We start from the raw sequence: 16,740 nt of genomic DNA, 5'->3' as shown, positions 1-16,740 counted from the left end.
GCTTTTTTGTTGATTAAATTGGAGTTTAAAATTTTTATATTTATTGCGTTATATAGAAATAGCTTCGCCTTCGTTAAGAATATAAAGTGGCGTTTGAATATTCATTTCATCGTACATGTGTAATAAACGTAGTAGTGCAGAGTGGCTACTAATATCGCCCATTTGCCAACTTGAGTTGCCATATCCCCATGGGATCATTACTTTGCAGTTGAGCTCTTTCGCGCCATTGAGTGCATCTTCTGGTGTGGTATGCACATAACGATACCATTTAGCATTTTGTTCATGGTGATAAGATGCAATAGGCATTAAGCAAATATCAATTGCACCGTATTTTTTATTAATATCTTTAAAGTGTTGTGAATAGCCTGTGTCGCCTGCAAAAAATAATGTTTTCCCATTTTGCTCTAATAGCCACGCATTCCACGCGTCTTTTTCATTATCTTCGTAGATAAAAGGCACTACAACTCGGCTACTAAAATGATGGGCCGGGAGGGCATGTACTGTTAAGCTATTTATTTGGGTTTTTGCATACCATGCCATTTCGCTAATATTAAACCCGCCATTGGGAAAGTTGTCAGCCATCCCTTGAGGTACTAGGTAGCGAGGAGCATTACCAATATTTTTTATATCGTTTTTATTAAAATGGTCGTAATGAATATGCGAATACATAATGCCATTGAGCGAATCAAGTTGCAGTTTACTTGGCCACGCGCCGGGTTTTCTATACATACCACCGGTTAACTTAAAGGCTAAGTCGACCGGAGAATCAAATTGCTCTTTTACGGGATCAAATAAAATACTTTCACCATTAGGTGCTGTTATATAAAAGCTGGCGTGGCCTAACCAGCGTATTGTGAATCCCGTATCGAGGTTGAGGCTTTCATTTATGCCTTGGTAAATACAGTTTTCTGCTGGACTTTGACAAAGCACATCAGGGTGGCTTGGATAACAATCGTGCTCGCATGTAGTGGGGTACTGTGCAATTTTAGGGTATATATTTTTAAAACGGCCTTCTCGAACTCCCGCTTTATGTTTAATTGTTAAGGTATCTTTGCCGGCGATTAACTCTACATGGTTAGAGGAACTGCATGCGGATAATAAAATAACTAAAATACACATTATGTATTGAGGCGTCATACTAGCTCCTATTTAACCTTACTGAAATTGTTATAAGTTTGTTTTGCTGATAACTGGATTATTTCCTAATTTAGGTAATACTTCTTTTATCTTCAAAAGGAACGGAATGAATTATGTTAGCGAATATAAGTGTGAAGGCAAGGCTTTTAAGTTTAGTGTCTTTTCCTGTCATATTTTTTATTGCAGCAGCAATCTTTACAATTACAGAAGTAAGAGTATTGAAGCATGATATTGATTCGCTATTTGAAGAGCGGGTATTACCTGCGCAAGAAATAAAAATTATTGCAGATAACTACGCTGTAGTGATTGTCGATTACTTTCATAAAATTAAAGCGAGTACTATTACTTCGAAACAAGGGGTTAAAAATATACATAGTGCACGTGATGAAGCGAGATTAAAGTGGAAAAGCTTTTTATCTTTACCTCACTCTGATGCTGAAAAAAGGGTGATAAAAAATATAGATGTGCAGTTACACGCTGTTGATACCTTCATTGATAACTACATACGACAGATTAACAATAACTCATTTAAATCCTTAGCTAACAATCAGTTTATAAGCGATTTATACGCTGTATTCGATCCTCTCAGTGACATGTATAACGCATTGATGAGCATTCAACTGAAACAAGCAAAAGAAGTTAAAGAAAGTGGCGATAAGGAAGCTGAATTTGTTATTGCGGTTTTAGAGACCGCGTCAGTGATTATTGTGCTTGTACTTATTGTTAGTGGTTTAATTGTTTACCGTTCAATTAATGCGCCTTTATCACGATTACGTTTAGTTTTATCTGATATTGCAGTTCACCCCGATTTGACAAAAAGAGCTGAAGTCATTGGTAATGACGAAATTGCAGTCATTGCGCAAGCATTTAATAGTATGATGGACCGATTACAAACGTTAGTGAATAACATTCAAGGGATCACGTACACACTGACCTCGGCGTCAGAAGAAATGAGTGCAATCAGTGCTCAAATGGCTTCAACTGCGCAGCAACAAGAGCAACAAACTAATTTAATTGCCACATCGGTTACGCAAATGAGTGCGTCTATAGATGAGGTATCTGCGAATGCATCTAATACTGTAAATAGAGCTGAAGCTGCTGATGAAATGTCTCAAGATGGTTTATCAACCATTAATAAAAATATCGGAGCCATTCAAAATTTATCGAAATTAGTCATAGATAATTCCAAGCTTATTAATGAAGTAAACTTACAATCAAATGAAATTAATCAAGTGGTGCTAATGATTCAAGGCGTCGCAGAGCAAACTAATCTGTTGGCCTTAAATGCTGCAATTGAAGCTGCTCGTGCTGGTGACTCTGGACGTGGATTTGCTGTTGTGGCAGATGAGGTGAGGCAATTAGCGCACAATACTCAGAAAGCGACCGAAAATATCAGTGAAATGATATCAAAACTGCAACTAACAACACAAAATGCGGTTGATGAAATGAGTCATGCCGAAGAAAGTGCGCAAATTGGCTCTGAGCATGCACAGCATTCATTTGAAATCATTCAACAAATTAGTGAGAGTGTGTCAGAAATAGTGCAAATGAATGTACATGTATCGACAGCGACAGATGAGCAAACTACCGTAGCCGCAGAGATCAGTTTAAGTATTAATGAATTTAATGAAAGCATTGGCTTTGTAAGCGAAAATGCACAGCAAAATGCTGATGCGAGTCAAGAGTTGGCACAGTTGTCTGCGCAGTTACAAAAGCTTACTTCTGAGTTTAATACTTAGTTGAGTTAGCGCTTTTTGCCCAGTACAAGTAAATTATGCTTGAGCATACTGGGCTTTATTTCCAAGCCAACGAATGATGAGTTTATCAACATTTTCAGGAGCGTGTTGCAATAGCTTAAGTGCGATAGGTTTTACGTGTTCAAGTGTTCGCTTATCACGAGTTAAATCGGCTATTTTAAAATCGGCTAATCCAGTTTGTTTGGTGCCAAGTACTTCGCCGGGGCCTCTTATTTCTAAGTCACGCTCGGCAATAATAAAGCCATCATTACTGTCTCTTAATACACCTAAGCGCTTTTGTGCTGTATGCGATAGTGGCGCATGGTATAACAGTACACAATGAGATGCGAGGGCGCCACGCCCTACACGACCACGTAATTGGTGTAATTGAGCCAAGCCTAAACGTTCGGGATTTTCGATAATGATAAGGCTTGCATTGGGAACATCAACACCTACCTCAATAACGGTCGTCGCTACTAATACATCAATATTACCAGCTTTAAAATCAGCCATTATTTGCTGTTTTTCGGTGGCTTTCATGCGCCCGTGAACTAAACCGACTTTTAGATCTGGTAATGCTTCAGTTAATTGCAGCGCGCTATCTTGAGCTGCTTGGCATTGTAATACTTCAGATTCATCGATTAGGGTGCATACCCAGTAAACTTGTTTGTTTTGTTCTTGGCATGCACTTTTTACTCGCTGAATGATTGCATCACGACGAGTGTCAGGTATAGCAACGGTGGTGATAGGGGTACGCCCTGGTGGTAATTCATCTATCACTGAGGTCTCTAAATCGGCATAGGCAGTCATCGCTAAAGTGCGAGGAATAGGCGTTGCCGTCATCACTAATTGGTGTGCAAAACAGTCGTTAAAGCGGCTTTTCTCGCGCAGCGATAAACGCTGATGAACACCAAATCGATGTTGTTCGTCAATAATGATTAGCACTAAATTGTTAAAGTTAACATCGTCTTGAAAAAGTGCATGAGTGCCAATAATCATCTGCGCTTTACCAGAGGCTATTTTTTCAAGCGTAGTAATGCGTTCTTTACCTTTAGTTTTTCCGCCTAACCAAGCGACGCTTATATTTAAAGGTTCAAACCAAGCTTGGAAGTTAATACCATGCTGTTCTGCCAAGATTTCGGTAGGTGCCATTAACGCAACTTGGTAGCCCTGTGCAATAGCCGTTAAAGCACTTAATGCAGCAACCAACGTTTTACCTGAGCCAACATCACCTTGCACTAAGCGCATCATTGGGTAGGGGTGCTGTAAATCGCCTTTTATTTCACTCACGACCCGGCTTTGCGCCTGGGTGGGTGAAAAGGGTAATTGTGATAAAAACTGAGGCTCTAATTTATTACAAGGAGATAAATCAACGGCTTTAACTTGCTGCCCTTGTTGACGAAGTTTTAATAAACTAAGGTTTTGAGCTAAAAGCTCTTCAAACACTAACCGTTGCTGAGCAGGATGAAAGCCTTGCTCTAACGCTAATACATCAACGTCTTTTGGTGGCCTATGGAGCACTTTTACCGCATCGGTTAACGACATATGCGCAGGTTGCCATTTCGCTGGAATGAGCTCTTCAAGGTGATACTTATCTAATAATGCTAACGCCTGCTCGCTTAGTGCTCTGATAGATAGTTGTTTGAGCCCGTCAGTGGTTGAATAAACCGCTGTCAGTGTGGTTGCTGTGGGTTGTTCGCTCGTATTATCGCTGATGCTGTATTCAGGGTGGCTCATTTCAAGTCCTACACGGCCTCGTCGTACTTCGCCAAAGCAACGAATAACTTTACCGGTTGCTAATGCATTTTTTTGAGCGGCTGTAAAATTAAAAAAACGAAGTGTAAGCCGCCCTGTGCCATCATTCACCTGTACTACGAGCATTCGTCGCTTCCCAAAAGTTATTTGGCTCGTTTCAATCGTTGCTTCTATGCTTACGTGGCTGTGAAGTGATAGTTCTGCAATTGAGTAGATACGGGTACGATCTTCGTATCTTAAAGGAAGATGAAACAACATATCTTGTACTGTTTGAATACCTAACTTAAGCAGGCGTTCGGCCATTTTGGGGCCTACACCTTTAAGCTCGGTGATAGGGTATTGACTTAAGTTAAGTGTCGACAAAATAGGTTCAAACCTTTAGCTATTGATAACTTGAGTGTACTGGCAGTGTTTCGGGGTATCAAGCATGTTTTAGCGCTTGCCAAAATGCCTCGTCAGCAATAATTTCGCCTTGTTCATCTAATTTCGGATAAGGTAGGTTTTTTAACTTACATTGTCTGGCGATAATAGGGTGGCAACCATCAAAATATATTGGGTGCTTAATATCTTCACTTAGCATATTGCGGTTATAAAGCCCGGCCAGCTCTCGTTGTCGTTGGGCTTCAAATAGTATTAAAGCGGCAGCAACAGAAACATTTAATGATTGCACCATTCCTTGCATAGGAATGATTATATTTTGTGTGGCTTGTGATAATGCATGTTGAGAAATTCCGGTTTTTTCTTGGCCAACAATAATGGCAGTAGGCTTCGTGTAGTCAATTTCTCTAAAATCGACGGCATCTTCACTTAAGTGGGTTGCTAAAATTTGTACATCAGGGTTATGGCTACGCATTGACTCAAAGGCATCATCAATACTTTTATGTAAGTGTATGTCTAACCAGTTTTTACTACCGCCAGACGTGTTATTAGTAAGCCACTTTTGTTTTTCAGGCCATACAGCATGCACATGATGACAACCGACTGCATCAGCTGTTCTAGTAATAGCTGACAGGTTATGGTGTTTATGCACATCTTCTAAACATACAGTTAAATCTGTTTGGCGACGATCAAGTACCTGCTTTATTCGCTGATAACGGGTGTTTTCCATGGTGTTCTCTAACTACTTTTATTAATAGTGATAAGTATACCTTATGGCATCACAGCTCGGCTAATAGGGTTTTGTAGTGAAATTAAGGTTTCGGTTGACTGAATGGCATCGATTGCTTGAATTTTATTAATCAGTACATCTTGTAAATGATCTATCGAGCGTGCCATTACTTTAATGAAGATACTATAATTGCCAGTGGTGTAATAAGCTTCAACAACCTCTTCGAGTTCTTTTAATTGTACTAAGGTTTGAGGATACTCTCTTGCATTTGTTAAGTTAATACCAATAAAACAGCAAACGTCGTACCCTAATCGCTTTGAATTGATTGTTAACTGAGTCCCTTCGATAATTCCTGCTAGCTTCATTTTTTCGATTCGAACATGAATGGTACCTGCGCTTACACTAAAGCGTTTTGCTAACTCAGCGTATGGAGTGCGTGCATCAGCCATTAACGCGTGCAATATCTGTTTATCAAGATTATCGATCTGATAATTTTCCATGCTAATTCTTATTAATAATTAATGATTGTTGTATTTATAGCGTAAAAAATTATTGATTTCTATTGCTTGATGGTCTTTTTGTTGCGGGTTATTGATATTTAGCTTTGAAAAGATATGATACTCATAAATAACGTGTTTTAACACGCTTTTAAACTTAGCATAACTGGGAATGAGGCCTATTATAATGAGTTCAGATCGTAAGCAGATACAAAGAGAATAAAAAAAGCGCCAAATTTGGCGCTTTTTTTATGACGTTTTAAAATCTATTTCGATTTTATTTTCGATTAAACTTACGGTGCTTGGTGGATAATTTCGTGTTGTTTTAAATACTTTATTAAAAATATGTATTTCTACACCAGCATGTAAAATACTATTCACAACTAAACGTGTTTGTTTTAGTAAGTCCAGTAAACCACCTTCTAAGGCCGTTAACCTTTGCTCAAGTTGCTCAGCTTGCTGACAATAATGTAATTGTGTCGCCCCAATTTTTTCAATTAATAGACGCTTTTGCTCGAGATCTTTTAATAAATCGGCTTTTTCAAGTGCTTTTTGTAAGGTATCAAGTTGCTCATCAGTTTTAGCAAGATCTTTAAAGCAGTCGTCGGTATCTTTAGTTATATCAGCACCGGAAGCTGCTAAGTTTATGATCATTTTTGCACCTGATTCATTGCCAATTTCACCAGCAATCAACTGTGTTGCATCAATAACTTTACCGCCAAATAATTTACCTTTAGGCAAATCGGGGTGACCTATTTGCAGTAATCCAGAGGACTTCATTTCACAATGACTGGCTTGGCGTTCAATTAAAATATTGTTGGCTTCGATATAACAATACTGAGTATGAGATAAATAAATATTACTATTACTGATAAGAATGCAACTAAGCGATTTATCGTTTTTTTGGTGGCCAATACAGCCTTGCTTAACGGTTATATCCCCTTTAGCAATAAGCTCGCCTGACTCAACAGTACCAAAAACAGTAATATCGCCTTTTGCTTTTATTTTCATACCTGGGTCGACATTGCCAGTAACAATCACACTGCCTTCAAAATCTATATGCCCGCTTTTTACATTCACATTATTGATAGTGAAAATATCATCAACACGCATGCCATTATTAATATCAACCGGCACACCAGCAATAGTAGATACGAGCTCCAATGGGTTTGTTTTTGATATTTCAGTTCCCTCACCAGGTACCAAGGGTAAGCTTTCACCTGCTTTGGTTGGTAATACATCACCGAGTACAGTGAAACCTGCTTTACCTGGTGTAGCCGGTTGTTGATTAATCAGTACTGTGCCGGGCTCTACACTGGCTAACTTACCAAAGTCGCGCATATCTACCGAGCCATCTTCTCGAAGAGTAGGGGTCGTTAGTCTATCTTTTAAGGTGCTCACCATTGAAACAAAGCGAGTGGGCTTGCCATCACTAGGTAGTCGGCCTTGGGCAACAATCCCCTGACATTGACTACCTGCTGGCAGTTCAAATTGTTTTTGTAGTAGCTGCTCTAAAAATACTTGTTTATAACCACGTGCGATCCCTACTTTAACAAGCGCTTTCTTTGCATCATCAATACTTAATAGTTTTCCGCCTTGGGGGGTTGTCAGCTCACCAATTGCCTGCATTTTATCATCACTAATTGTGATGCTAATTGTGGCATCTAGCTTTTGTGCAACGACTAAAATACGCTCACTGCTGTTGCTTTTAAAAAAAGCATTAATAGCATCACGATCTATTTTACATTCTGCAAATGCTGAACGCTCAAGTGCTTCAAGCACAAATGCGGCACTAGGAGGGGCAAATTCACTTATATCAAGTAAAACGTTGCCATTATGAGCAAGCTTAAACACTAGAGATTCCTTTTCTACTACTAAAGTCATATTTCACGTAATGGTACACATTATAGATTGCTAGAAAGTAAGAGGGGAGTCAAGGGGTTGTGCTATTGCTTAGTGAGAAAATAATACTATGGTAGACCCATAGTATTATTACTAAGTTATTAATTTGTTGAAGGTAGTTCCATTATGCCGTCGATTTCGATTTGAACTCCTTTAGGAAGTGCACTGACTTCTACGGCAGCACGAGCGGGGTATGGCTGCTTAAGGTATTGACTCATAATTTCATTTACAATAGCAAAGTTCGATAAATCAGTAAGGAAAATATTGAGCTTCACCATATCTTGAATACTGCCGCCAGCTTCTTCGCATACAGCACAAATATTTTTAAATACTTGATGCGCTTGTTCGCTAAAACCTTCAGAAACCACTTCCATAGTTGCAGGTACTAAGCCTATTTGTCCAGATAAGTAAACGGCAGTACCAACTTTTACGGCTTGGCTATAAGTACCAATCGCTGCAGGAGCTTGATCGGTAGAGATAAATGCTTTATTCATAGTGTTCCTATTTTATTTTTTACGCGTTACTCTTTGTACATCGGGTATGACACGAATTCGTCGCATAATATTTGCTAAGTGGACTCGGTTTTTTACCGTGACACCTAAATTAATGATATACAAATTACTTTCTTTTTCATCGGTAGATATTTCAACAATATTTGCATGTGCAGTGGCAACAATATTAGTGAGTTTTGCCATCGCCCCTTGATGATTAATTATTTCTACTCGTAATGCAGCAATATATTCTTTTTCAGGGTTGTCGTCCCATTTTACAATTAAATATTTTGAGCGTTCATTTTCCCAACCACGAATATTTTTACATTCTTGTCGGTGAACTGTTAGCCCTTTACCTTGACTAATATGTGCTGCGATGGCATCTCCCGGGATAGGGCGGCAACATTTAGAATAATTCACCAACATGCCTTCTGTGCCTATAATAGTGGCTTTGGCATTGTGAGGGATATCAATAATATCATCAGCTTCGTTTTGTAATAGGCGTTTGGCAATTAGCATACTCATTAAATTACCAATTCCAATTTCAACTAATAGTTCAGATAAGGTCGTTAATTGATGCTCTTCTAGTACTCTTGTTATATTTTCTGAGACGATTTCATCAAGTTTGTTCTCGCCTAAAGCCGAATCTAATAAGCGGCGCCCTAACAATAACGCCTCTTCTTGTTGCTGGCTTTTAAGGTAGTTACGAATCCCTAAACGGGCTTTACCTGTTACCACAAAATTAAGCCACGTAGCATTTGGGTGAGCGCCAGAGCTTGTAATTATTTCTACAGTTTGGCCTGTATCAAGAGGTTTACTTAATGGGTGTGGTTTTCTATTTACACGGGCACCCACACAAGTATTTCCAACGTGGGTATGCACTGCATAAGCAAAATCAACCGCGGTTGCTCCCATAGGTAGCTCAACAATTCTTCCATCAGGAGTAAATACGTAAATCTCTTCAGGGAACAGTTCTGTTTTTACATTTTCAACAAACTCAAATGATGAACCTGCACTTTGCTGTAGCTCTAATAAACTCTGCATCCATTGACGCGCACGCTGTTGTGACGTATTACCAGCACTATCACTGGCTTTTTTATACATCCAATGCGCAGCGACGCCTTTGTCTGCCATGTGATCCATATCGTGTGTACGAATTTGAATTTCAACTGGAATACCATGTGGGCCAACTAAAGAAGTGTGCAGTGATTGGTATCCATTTGTTTTTGGTACAGCGATGTAATCTTTAAAACGTGTTTCAATGGGCTTGTAGAGGTTGTGAGCAATACCTAGAGCACGATAACAAGTATCTAATGAATCTACGTTAATACGAAATGCGTAAATATCCATCACTTCATTAAACAAAAGCTCTTTGTTGAGCATTTTTTTATAAATACTATATAAATGTTTTTCACGCCCTGATACGGTCGCAGTAATGCCCGATTCTTCTAAACGCGAAATCACTTCAGTTTGAATATTTGAAATAACTTCTTTGCGGTTGCCGCGAGCTTTTGCTACTTCTGATTTTAATGCACGATGACGCATAGGGTAAAGAGCTTGAAATCCTAGATCCTCAAGCTCATTCTTAATATCATGAATACCTAATCTATTCGCTATTGGCGCATAGATTTCAAGCGTTTCACGAGCAATACGTCTGCGTTTATCAGGCCTTAAAGCACCTAAAGTGCGCATATTGTGTGTTCTATCTGCCAGCTTAATTAAAATAACCCTAATATCTTGGGTCATAGCCATAATCATTTTACGGTAGTTTTCAGCTTGAAATTCTTTTTTATCTTTAAAGCTTAATTTATCTAGTTTACTTACACCTTCAACAAGTTCAGCAACTGTTTCGCCAAATATTTCAGCTAAGTCTTGTTGGCTAAAGTCAGTATCCTCAATAACATCATGCATTAAGGCTGCCATGAGCGTTTCATGATCTAAATGCATACTTGCTAATATTTGGCTGACTTCAACGGGATGAGTAATATAAGGCTCACCACTTGAGCGAGTTTGTCCCTCATGCGCCTCACGAGCTACAACATACGATTTTTGCACTAACTCTACTTCGCTGGCAGGTAAGTACTCTGAAATTTTCTTTTTTAGGCCTTCGAACAGATACATTCACACTCCAGTGTTGTCTTGAAGCTAATTAGATAAGGGTAAGATAAGAATATACGATGAAAAGAGGGGATTGCCAACGGCTAGTGAAGAAATACTGCACCGTTGGCTACATCAAAGCAAGTGTGCTTGATTATTGGTTGCCACCTACAATGGCAGCCACTGCAGCTAGTTCTGCAGCTTCTTGATGTTGTTGTTCTTCACGGTCAATGACATCCATAGAAGAAGTATCAACTAAACCAAGTTCAATTTCACGAAGTGCAACGACTGTTGGTTTATCATTTTCAGGATCTACAAGTGGATCTTTACCACCTACAGCAATTTGGCGGGCACGACGGGCCGCAACTAAAATTAAGTCAAAACGATTACCAACTGCATCTACTGCATCTTCAACTGTTACGCGAGCCATCTCAGCACTCCAAAATTATATAAAAGCAAAGGCGTAGTTTACTCCAAGCAAGGAGATTCGCCAAGGGTTAGTGGTTATTTTTTACCTTACCCTTCGTTAAAAAGGTATTTTAATTACTCAATAAGTTATTTATTAACGCTTCATGGCGAGTTGCTTGCGATTTTTGCGTTAATCGCTGTGCAAGTACAATTGTTTCAAGTTCAACTAAAGCACTATTAAAATCATCATTTACGACAATATAATCATATTCGTTATAATGTGATGATTCTGATTGGGCTTGAGCCATTCTTCCTGCAATAACCTCAGCAGAGTCTTGACCGCGGTTGTTTAAGCGTTGCTCTAATTCATTTTTAGAAGGAGGAAGTATAAAAATGGTCTTCACCTGTGGCAATAGTTCGCGAACTTGGCGAGCTCCTTGCCAGTCAATATCTAAAAATACATCAAAACCGGCTGCCAGTTGTGATTCTATCGCTTGCTTAGATGTACCATAATAGTTATCAAAAACTTGAGCCCACTCAAAAAAGTCATTGTTATTGATAAGTGCTTTAAATGCTTCAACCGACACAAAATGATAGTGTTTAGCGTTTTCTTCACCCGGACGAGGTGAGCGAGTGGTATGTGATACCGATAATGCCATATCATCATGTTTTGATAATAAAGCGTTTAATAGACTTGATTTACCAGCTCCCGATGGTGCCGATAAAATAAATAAATGTCCGCGAGTTTGTGCCATGAGTTTCTCTACCTAAAAATAAATAGGCTTGAGTTAACGATTAAACTCAAGCCTTAATTAAGCTAGTGTACTTTATTTCAGTAAATAGACTCAATACCAGAATAGTTTTACTTATTTAATTGGTTTGCAAACTGACTAACGGCATCAACTACTTTTTGTGCACCGTCTTGAATATCAACAATGACCCTGCCAGATTCATTTGATAAATCGAGTCCTTGTTTCGCTTTATCTTTTCCTTGCTCAATTACTGATACTGTTCTTTGAGTCAGATTTTGATTTTTTTGTACTACGTCTACAATTTCTTCTGTTGCTTTACTGGTGCGAGAAGCAAGTTGCCTTACTTCATCTGCTACCACTGCAAAGCCTCGACCTTGCTCGCCCGCTCTTGCTGCTTCTATTGCGGCATTAAGCGCTAGTAAATTTGTTTGATCTGCAATACTACTAATGCTTTGTACAATGCTAGCTATTAATTGTGATTGTTTATCTAACGCGAAAATATCTTGTACAGCTTGTTCCATTTGTGTCGCTAATTCATCCATCACAACTACAGTGTTTTGAATGACCTCAGCGCCTTGGGCTGCAATGGCATCTGTTTCTTTCGATGTGCCATAGGCAATTTCGGCCGCTTCTGCAATAGCCATTTCTTGTTGTACTTGCCCTGTGATCACCGTCGCAAATTTAACAACTTTATACAGCTCACCTTGAGTATTTAAAATAGGGTTGTATGACGCTTCAAGCCACACGTCATTGCCATTTTTATCTATGCGTTTAAATCGATCTGCTACATATTCACCGCGATGCAGTCTTTGCCAAAACACTTCATAGTCTTTTGAAGTTACTTCATCGGGAGAACAAAAAATTCGATGATGCTGTCCTTTTATTTCAGCAAGCTTATAGCCCATACCAGTTAAGAAGTGATGGTTAGCATCAAGTACAATCCCTTCTAAATTGAACTCAATCACTGCCATGGAACGATGAATACCTTTAATAATATCTTGTTGTTCTTGCGAAGTTTCGATTGTTCTGGTGAGGACGCTGCCATGTAACGTAGCATATTTAAAATCCCCTTGATTATTAATCACGGGTTGATAAATTACACGAAGCCAAGCTTGCTCATTTTTTGCATCAACAGCCTGCAATGCGCCTACCCAGTGTGAATGGGAGTCTACTGCACGTTTGAATGCTTTAAAGTGAGGTGTGTTTTTAAGGTTCGAAGGTACAAAATTAACGATAGGCTTTGAAATTAACTGCTCATCAGTATAGCCAAGCTCTGCTTTAAAGTTTGTATTGGCTCTTACTATAACGCCCTTACTATCAAGTTCTAATACTAACATTTCACTATCTAGGCTATCACTAACCTGATGTAAAATAGATAACTCTTCTTCTAGTTCGGCGATTTTATTCTTCAATGAATTGTTAAACAGCATTCTAGGTCCCGCTAGTTGTAAATACACACTAGGTATAGTGTTTCATTAATTACACAAATTTGTATGTTGCATTATTAAACACGTATCCCACTTTTTATAATCAAAATTAATGAGTACTTATTTTTTCAATAGAAAAAATCATTAATTACATAAAAGTGTATCTTAAAAGGGGAATAATTCTAATTGTTTTTATAAAAAACTTTAACCTATTGATATTTAATAGAATTAATATTTCATTATAATAGCCGAATCCAAAGTTATGTATGAATACAAAGATCAGATAAAGTGTAAGCTGATCGTTCTATAAAATAATACCTTATATAGCATTACAATAAATAATCGCTTTTTATTAATGGTGTACCTAACAACCCAGTAACCAATGTTTTGATTGGTAATGCGAAGATATAAACCTCTACCAATTGCATGGCGTGCATATTCACCTTGTTTAATGAGGGCTTTTACTTGCTTATCGTTCATTCTATTGATTACTCAGTTAGTGAAATATTTAAGTGGTGACATGATTTATAAAAATCACATCTAAAAGAGAGCTTTTTAAGTGTGTGTCACTAATAATGTCACCAATAGTTTGAAACAAAGTGAGGAAGGAGTAAGAAAATAGAAAAAACCGCTAAGGTAGCGGTTTTTAAAGGAGTTTAAATTATTCTGAAACAGAGAGAAACATCACTCAATATTTTGTATTTGCTCACGCATTTGTTCAATAAGTACTTTTAGCTCTACTGCGGCATTAGTTATATCGCTGTTAATTGATTTAGAGGCTAGGGTGTTTGCTTCGCGGTTAAATTCTTGCATCATAAAGTCTAAACGACGACCACAAGCGCCGCCTTTTTTAAGGATTTTTTTAGTCTCTTTAACATGAGACTTTAAGCGATCGAGTTCTTCGGCTACATCTTGTTTTTGGGCTAGGTATATCAGCTCTTGTTCAAGGCGAGATTGGTCAACATCGGTTTGTAAATCTTCAAGTTTTTGATTTAATTTTTCACGTTGCCATTTTGCTATTTCTGGCATGTGCGTATCTACTACGCTTACTTGCTCTAAAATTGCCTCTAGTCGAGTGGTTATCATTTCTTCTAGGTTGGCACCTTCGTCAGCTCGTGCTGATTTAAAATCTTCTATTACTTGGTCAAAACCTGTAATAAGCGCTGTATTGACGCTATCCATATCTAATTCTTGCGTTTCCATTACACCAGGCCAACGTAAAATATCAACCGGGTTAATATCACCATTGCTTTGTTGTTGAACCCATTTTGCACTTTTTATAAGTTGTGCAGCGAGTGATTCGTTTATTGATAACTCACCTACATGTGAAGGGTTGGCAACAAATTTTAAGAAAACTTCTACTTTACCGCGTTGGAGGTTTTTACGTAGGCGCTCGCGGATAATAGGCTCCATCCCACGAAATTGCTCGGGCGCACGAATAAAAGTTTCAAGATAACGTTGGTTTACCGAGCGAATTTCCCACGTGCCGGTACCCCATTCGCCTTTAATTTCTCGACGCGCATAAGCTGTCATACTGTGGATCATGGATATTTTCCTAAAATTTTTAAATTCAATATTAAAGTGATTATACCGTAACAGTGCATAAGCTCTAGGGAAAATTTTTCATCCTATTATTTGTGCAAATCAACATAGCATATACGGCTATATATCCATATAATATGTCAAATTCTGAATTAAGGGGATCGTCCATGCGTCCAAGCGAAAGAACACCTAACCAAATTAGACCTGTTACATTTACACGTAATTATACATTGCATGCTGAAGGCTCTGTACTTGTTGAATTTGGCAACACTAAAGTACTTTGTACAGCAACGGTTGAATCGGGTGTACCTCGTTTTATGAAAGGCCAAGGTAAAGGTTGGATAAATGCTGAATACGGCATGTTACCTCGTTCAACACATACGCGTAATGCACGAGAAGCTGCTCGTGGAAAACAAAGTGGTCGTACGATGGAAATTCAACGTTTAATTGCTCGTGCGTTACGTGCAGCCGTTGACTTAAAAGCGCTTGGCGAAAACACCATTACTATTGACTGTGATGTTATTCAAGCTGATGGCGGTACTCGTACTGCTTCTATTAGTGGAGCATGTGTTGCATTAGTTGATGCGCTTACTTATATGCGTGCTAAAGGTATGATTAATTCAAACCCGCTTAAACATATGATCGCAGCTATTTCAGTAGGCATATATAAAGGGCAACCAATAAGCGACTTAGAATATCTTGAAGACTCTGATGCCGAAACAGATATGAATGTTATTTTAACCGAAACCGGCAAGATCATAGAAGTACAAGGTACAGCTGAAGGCGAACCTTTCTCGTTTGATGAACTTGATGAGCTATTAACATTAGCCAAACATTCAATTCGTGAAATAATTGACGTTCAAAAACAAGCTTTAGCTTAATAATGACATTAGGTAAATATCCATGAAAGATTATCAAATAGAGTTTATTGAGCTCGCATTAGAGAAACAAGTTTTAAAGTTTGGGGAATTCACATTAAAATCAGGGCGTACTAGCCCCTACTTTTTTAATGCCGGATTATTTAATACAGGACGTGATTTAGCGCGCTTAGGCCGTTTTTATGCTGCTGCATTAGAAGATGCAGGTATAGAGTTTGATGTATTATTTGGTCCAGCTTATAAAGGTATTCCAATTGCAACGACAACCGCAGTCGCTTTAGCTGATCATTACAATAAAGACGTACCTTATTGTTTTAATCGTAAAGAAAAAAAAGCACACGGTGAAGGTGGTACCTTAGTTGGCTCAGAGCTAAAAGGTAAAATCATGCTGGTGGATGATGTCATTACTGCGGGTACCGCTATTCGCGAATCTATGGAGATCATCGCTGATAATGGTGCAGACTTAAGCGGAGTACTCATTGCCCTTGATAGACAAGAAAAAGGCAAAGCCGAATTATCTGCAATTCAAGAAGTAGAGCGAGACTTTGGTACTCAAGTGGTATCAATCGTTAAATTGGCAGACTTAATTACTTATTTAGAAACGAAAGGAAGTATGGATGATCATCTAGCTTCCGTTAAAGCTTATCGCGATCAATACGGTATCGCTTAAATATGAGCCTCGCCTAGCGGGGCTTTATTTTACCTCTAATAATATACTTCTTATCCGTTCGATATAAAAACCACATAATAAGATCGTTTAAACACATATGATCAAATAGATCTTTCCTTTAGAAATAAATAAGCATAGGTATTACTCAGTAGCAATTGAGTATATAAATACGAAGTAATTGTTAATAAATTGAAAGTTTTGTTGTGTTTTTACAGTGTTTAGCTCAAATATTCTGCGAACAGTCATTTATTTCACGTTTTCTGTAAAAAAGGGTTGATCTGTTTTCGGATCTCCCTATAATGCGACCCCACTGAGACGGCAGAGCGCAACGCATAGCGGT

General features: G+C 38.4%; 15 protein-coding genes. 3 read left to right on the top strand and 12 right to left on the bottom strand.

What is annotated here, in order from left to right; genetic code table 11:
- Positions 1-48: 48 nt before the first annotated feature.
- Positions 49-1,137 (bottom strand): MBL fold metallo-hydrolase, encoded by a 1,089-nt coding sequence (locus J8L70_RS14175; RefSeq protein ID WP_211056253.1) that lies wholly within the window; start codon positions 1,135-1,137, stop codon positions 49-51.
- Positions 1,138-1,250: 113 nt separating this feature from the next.
- Between J8L70_RS14175 and J8L70_RS14170 the strand changes: the two genes are divergently transcribed.
- Entirely contained in the window at positions 1,251-2,876 is a 1,626-nt protein-coding gene (locus J8L70_RS14170) for a methyl-accepting chemotaxis protein (RefSeq protein ID WP_211056252.1), read from the top strand.
- A 33-nt stretch (positions 2,877-2,909) separates the two neighbouring features.
- On the opposite strand, the gene recG is transcribed toward J8L70_RS14170, so the two are convergent.
- From recG to J8L70_RS14115, 11 genes are all read right to left on the bottom strand, one after another.
- Complete coding sequence (gene recG / locus J8L70_RS14165) at positions 2,910-4,991, bottom strand: ATP-dependent DNA helicase RecG (RefSeq protein ID WP_211056251.1); 2,082 nt, start codon at positions 4,989-4,991, stop codon at positions 2,910-2,912.
- 58 nt (positions 4,992-5,049) lie between these two features.
- Positions 5,050-5,736, bottom strand: coding sequence for a tRNA (guanosine(18)-2'-O)-methyltransferase TrmH (gene trmH / locus J8L70_RS14160; RefSeq protein ID WP_211056250.1), 687 nt, complete (start codon positions 5,734-5,736; stop codon positions 5,050-5,052).
- A 41-nt stretch (positions 5,737-5,777) separates the two neighbouring features.
- Positions 5,778-6,236, bottom strand: a complete 459-nt coding sequence (gene asnC, locus J8L70_RS14155) for a transcriptional regulator AsnC (RefSeq protein ID WP_211056249.1) — start codon at positions 6,234-6,236, stop codon at positions 5,778-5,780.
- A gap of 246 nt (positions 6,237-6,482) precedes the next feature.
- Positions 6,483-8,087: a FapA family protein gene (locus tag J8L70_RS14150; protein WP_211056248.1), complete on the bottom strand. Its 1,605-nt coding sequence runs from the start codon at positions 8,085-8,087 to the stop codon at positions 6,483-6,485.
- Between the two features lie 149 nt (positions 8,088-8,236).
- Positions 8,237-8,629, bottom strand: coding sequence for a RidA family protein (locus J8L70_RS14145; RefSeq protein ID WP_211056247.1), 393 nt, complete (start codon positions 8,627-8,629; stop codon positions 8,237-8,239).
- A gap of 12 nt (positions 8,630-8,641) precedes the next feature.
- Positions 8,642-10,747, bottom strand: a complete 2,106-nt coding sequence (spoT, locus tag J8L70_RS14140; RefSeq protein ID WP_211056246.1) for a bifunctional GTP diphosphokinase/guanosine-3',5'-bis pyrophosphate 3'-pyrophosphohydrolase — start codon at positions 10,745-10,747, stop codon at positions 8,642-8,644.
- Positions 10,748-10,877: 130 nt separating this feature from the next.
- Entirely contained in the window at positions 10,878-11,153 is a 276-nt protein-coding gene (gene rpoZ / locus J8L70_RS14135; protein ID WP_211056245.1) for a DNA-directed RNA polymerase subunit omega, read from the bottom strand.
- A 109-nt stretch (positions 11,154-11,262) separates the two neighbouring features.
- Positions 11,263-11,886: a guanylate kinase gene (gene gmk, locus J8L70_RS14130; RefSeq protein WP_211056244.1), complete on the bottom strand. Its 624-nt coding sequence runs from the start codon at positions 11,884-11,886 to the stop codon at positions 11,263-11,265.
- A 107-nt stretch (positions 11,887-11,993) separates the two neighbouring features.
- Complete coding sequence (locus tag J8L70_RS14125; protein ID WP_211056243.1) at positions 11,994-13,313, bottom strand: PAS domain-containing methyl-accepting chemotaxis protein; 1,320 nt, start codon at positions 13,311-13,313, stop codon at positions 11,994-11,996.
- A gap of 276 nt (positions 13,314-13,589) precedes the next feature.
- Complete coding sequence (locus J8L70_RS14120) at positions 13,590-13,790, bottom strand: Arm DNA-binding domain-containing protein (protein ID WP_211056242.1); 201 nt, start codon at positions 13,788-13,790, stop codon at positions 13,590-13,592.
- Between the two features lie 204 nt (positions 13,791-13,994).
- A complete protein-coding gene (locus tag J8L70_RS14115) occupies positions 13,995-14,855 on the bottom strand; it encodes a YicC/YloC family endoribonuclease (protein ID WP_211056241.1) in 861 nt (286 codons plus the stop codon).
- Between the two features lie 164 nt (positions 14,856-15,019).
- Between J8L70_RS14115 and rph the strand changes: the two genes are divergently transcribed.
- A complete protein-coding gene (rph, locus tag J8L70_RS14110; protein ID WP_211056240.1) occupies positions 15,020-15,733 on the top strand; it encodes a ribonuclease PH in 714 nt (237 codons plus the stop codon).
- A gap of 22 nt (positions 15,734-15,755) precedes the next feature.
- On the top strand, positions 15,756-16,400 hold the full coding sequence (pyrE, locus tag J8L70_RS14105; RefSeq protein ID WP_211056239.1) for an orotate phosphoribosyltransferase: 645 nt from the start codon (positions 15,756-15,758) through the stop codon (positions 16,398-16,400).
- Positions 16,401-16,740 lie beyond the last annotated feature (340 nt).

The organism is Pseudoalteromonas sp. MMG010 (assembly GCF_018100905.1).
Classification (GTDB): Bacteria; Pseudomonadota; Gammaproteobacteria; order Enterobacterales; family Alteromonadaceae; genus Pseudoalteromonas.
This window is presented reverse-complemented; position numbering and strand designations above follow the sequence as displayed.

Excerpts from the sequence above, each read along its gene's own strand:
- J8L70_RS14175 (WP_211056253.1), bottom strand. The coding sequence starts at position 1,137 with ATGACGCCTCAATACATAATGTGTATTTTAGTTATTTTATTATCCGCA.
- J8L70_RS14170 (WP_211056252.1), top strand. The coding sequence starts at position 1,251 with ATGTTAGCGAATATAAGTGTGAAGGCAAGGCTTTTAAGTTTAGTGTCT.
- trmH (WP_211056250.1), bottom strand. The coding sequence starts at position 5,736 with ATGGAAAACACCCGTTATCAGCGAATAAAGCAGGTACTTGATCGTCGC.
- asnC (WP_211056249.1), bottom strand. The coding sequence starts at position 6,236 with ATGGAAAATTATCAGATCGATAATCTTGATAAACAGATATTGCACGCG.
- J8L70_RS14145 (WP_211056247.1), bottom strand. The coding sequence starts at position 8,629 with ATGAATAAAGCATTTATCTCTACCGATCAAGCTCCTGCAGCGATTGGT.
- spoT (WP_211056246.1), bottom strand. The coding sequence starts at position 10,747 with ATGTATCTGTTCGAAGGCCTAAAAAAGAAAATTTCAGAGTACTTACCT.
- rpoZ (WP_211056245.1), bottom strand. The coding sequence starts at position 11,153 with ATGGCTCGCGTAACAGTTGAAGATGCAGTAGATGCAGTTGGTAATCGT.
- gmk (WP_211056244.1), bottom strand. The coding sequence starts at position 11,886 with ATGGCACAAACTCGCGGACATTTATTTATTTTATCGGCACCATCGGGA.
- J8L70_RS14125 (WP_211056243.1), bottom strand. The coding sequence starts at position 13,313 with ATGCTGTTTAACAATTCATTGAAGAATAAAATCGCCGAACTAGAAGAA.
- J8L70_RS14120 (WP_211056242.1), bottom strand. The coding sequence starts at position 13,790 with ATGAACGATAAGCAAGTAAAAGCCCTCATTAAACAAGGTGAATATGCA.
- J8L70_RS14115 (WP_211056241.1), bottom strand. The coding sequence starts at position 14,855 with ATGATCCACAGTATGACAGCTTATGCGCGTCGAGAAATTAAAGGCGAA.
- rph (WP_211056240.1), top strand. The coding sequence starts at position 15,020 with ATGCGTCCAAGCGAAAGAACACCTAACCAAATTAGACCTGTTACATTT.
- pyrE (WP_211056239.1), top strand. The coding sequence starts at position 15,756 with ATGAAAGATTATCAAATAGAGTTTATTGAGCTCGCATTAGAGAAACAA.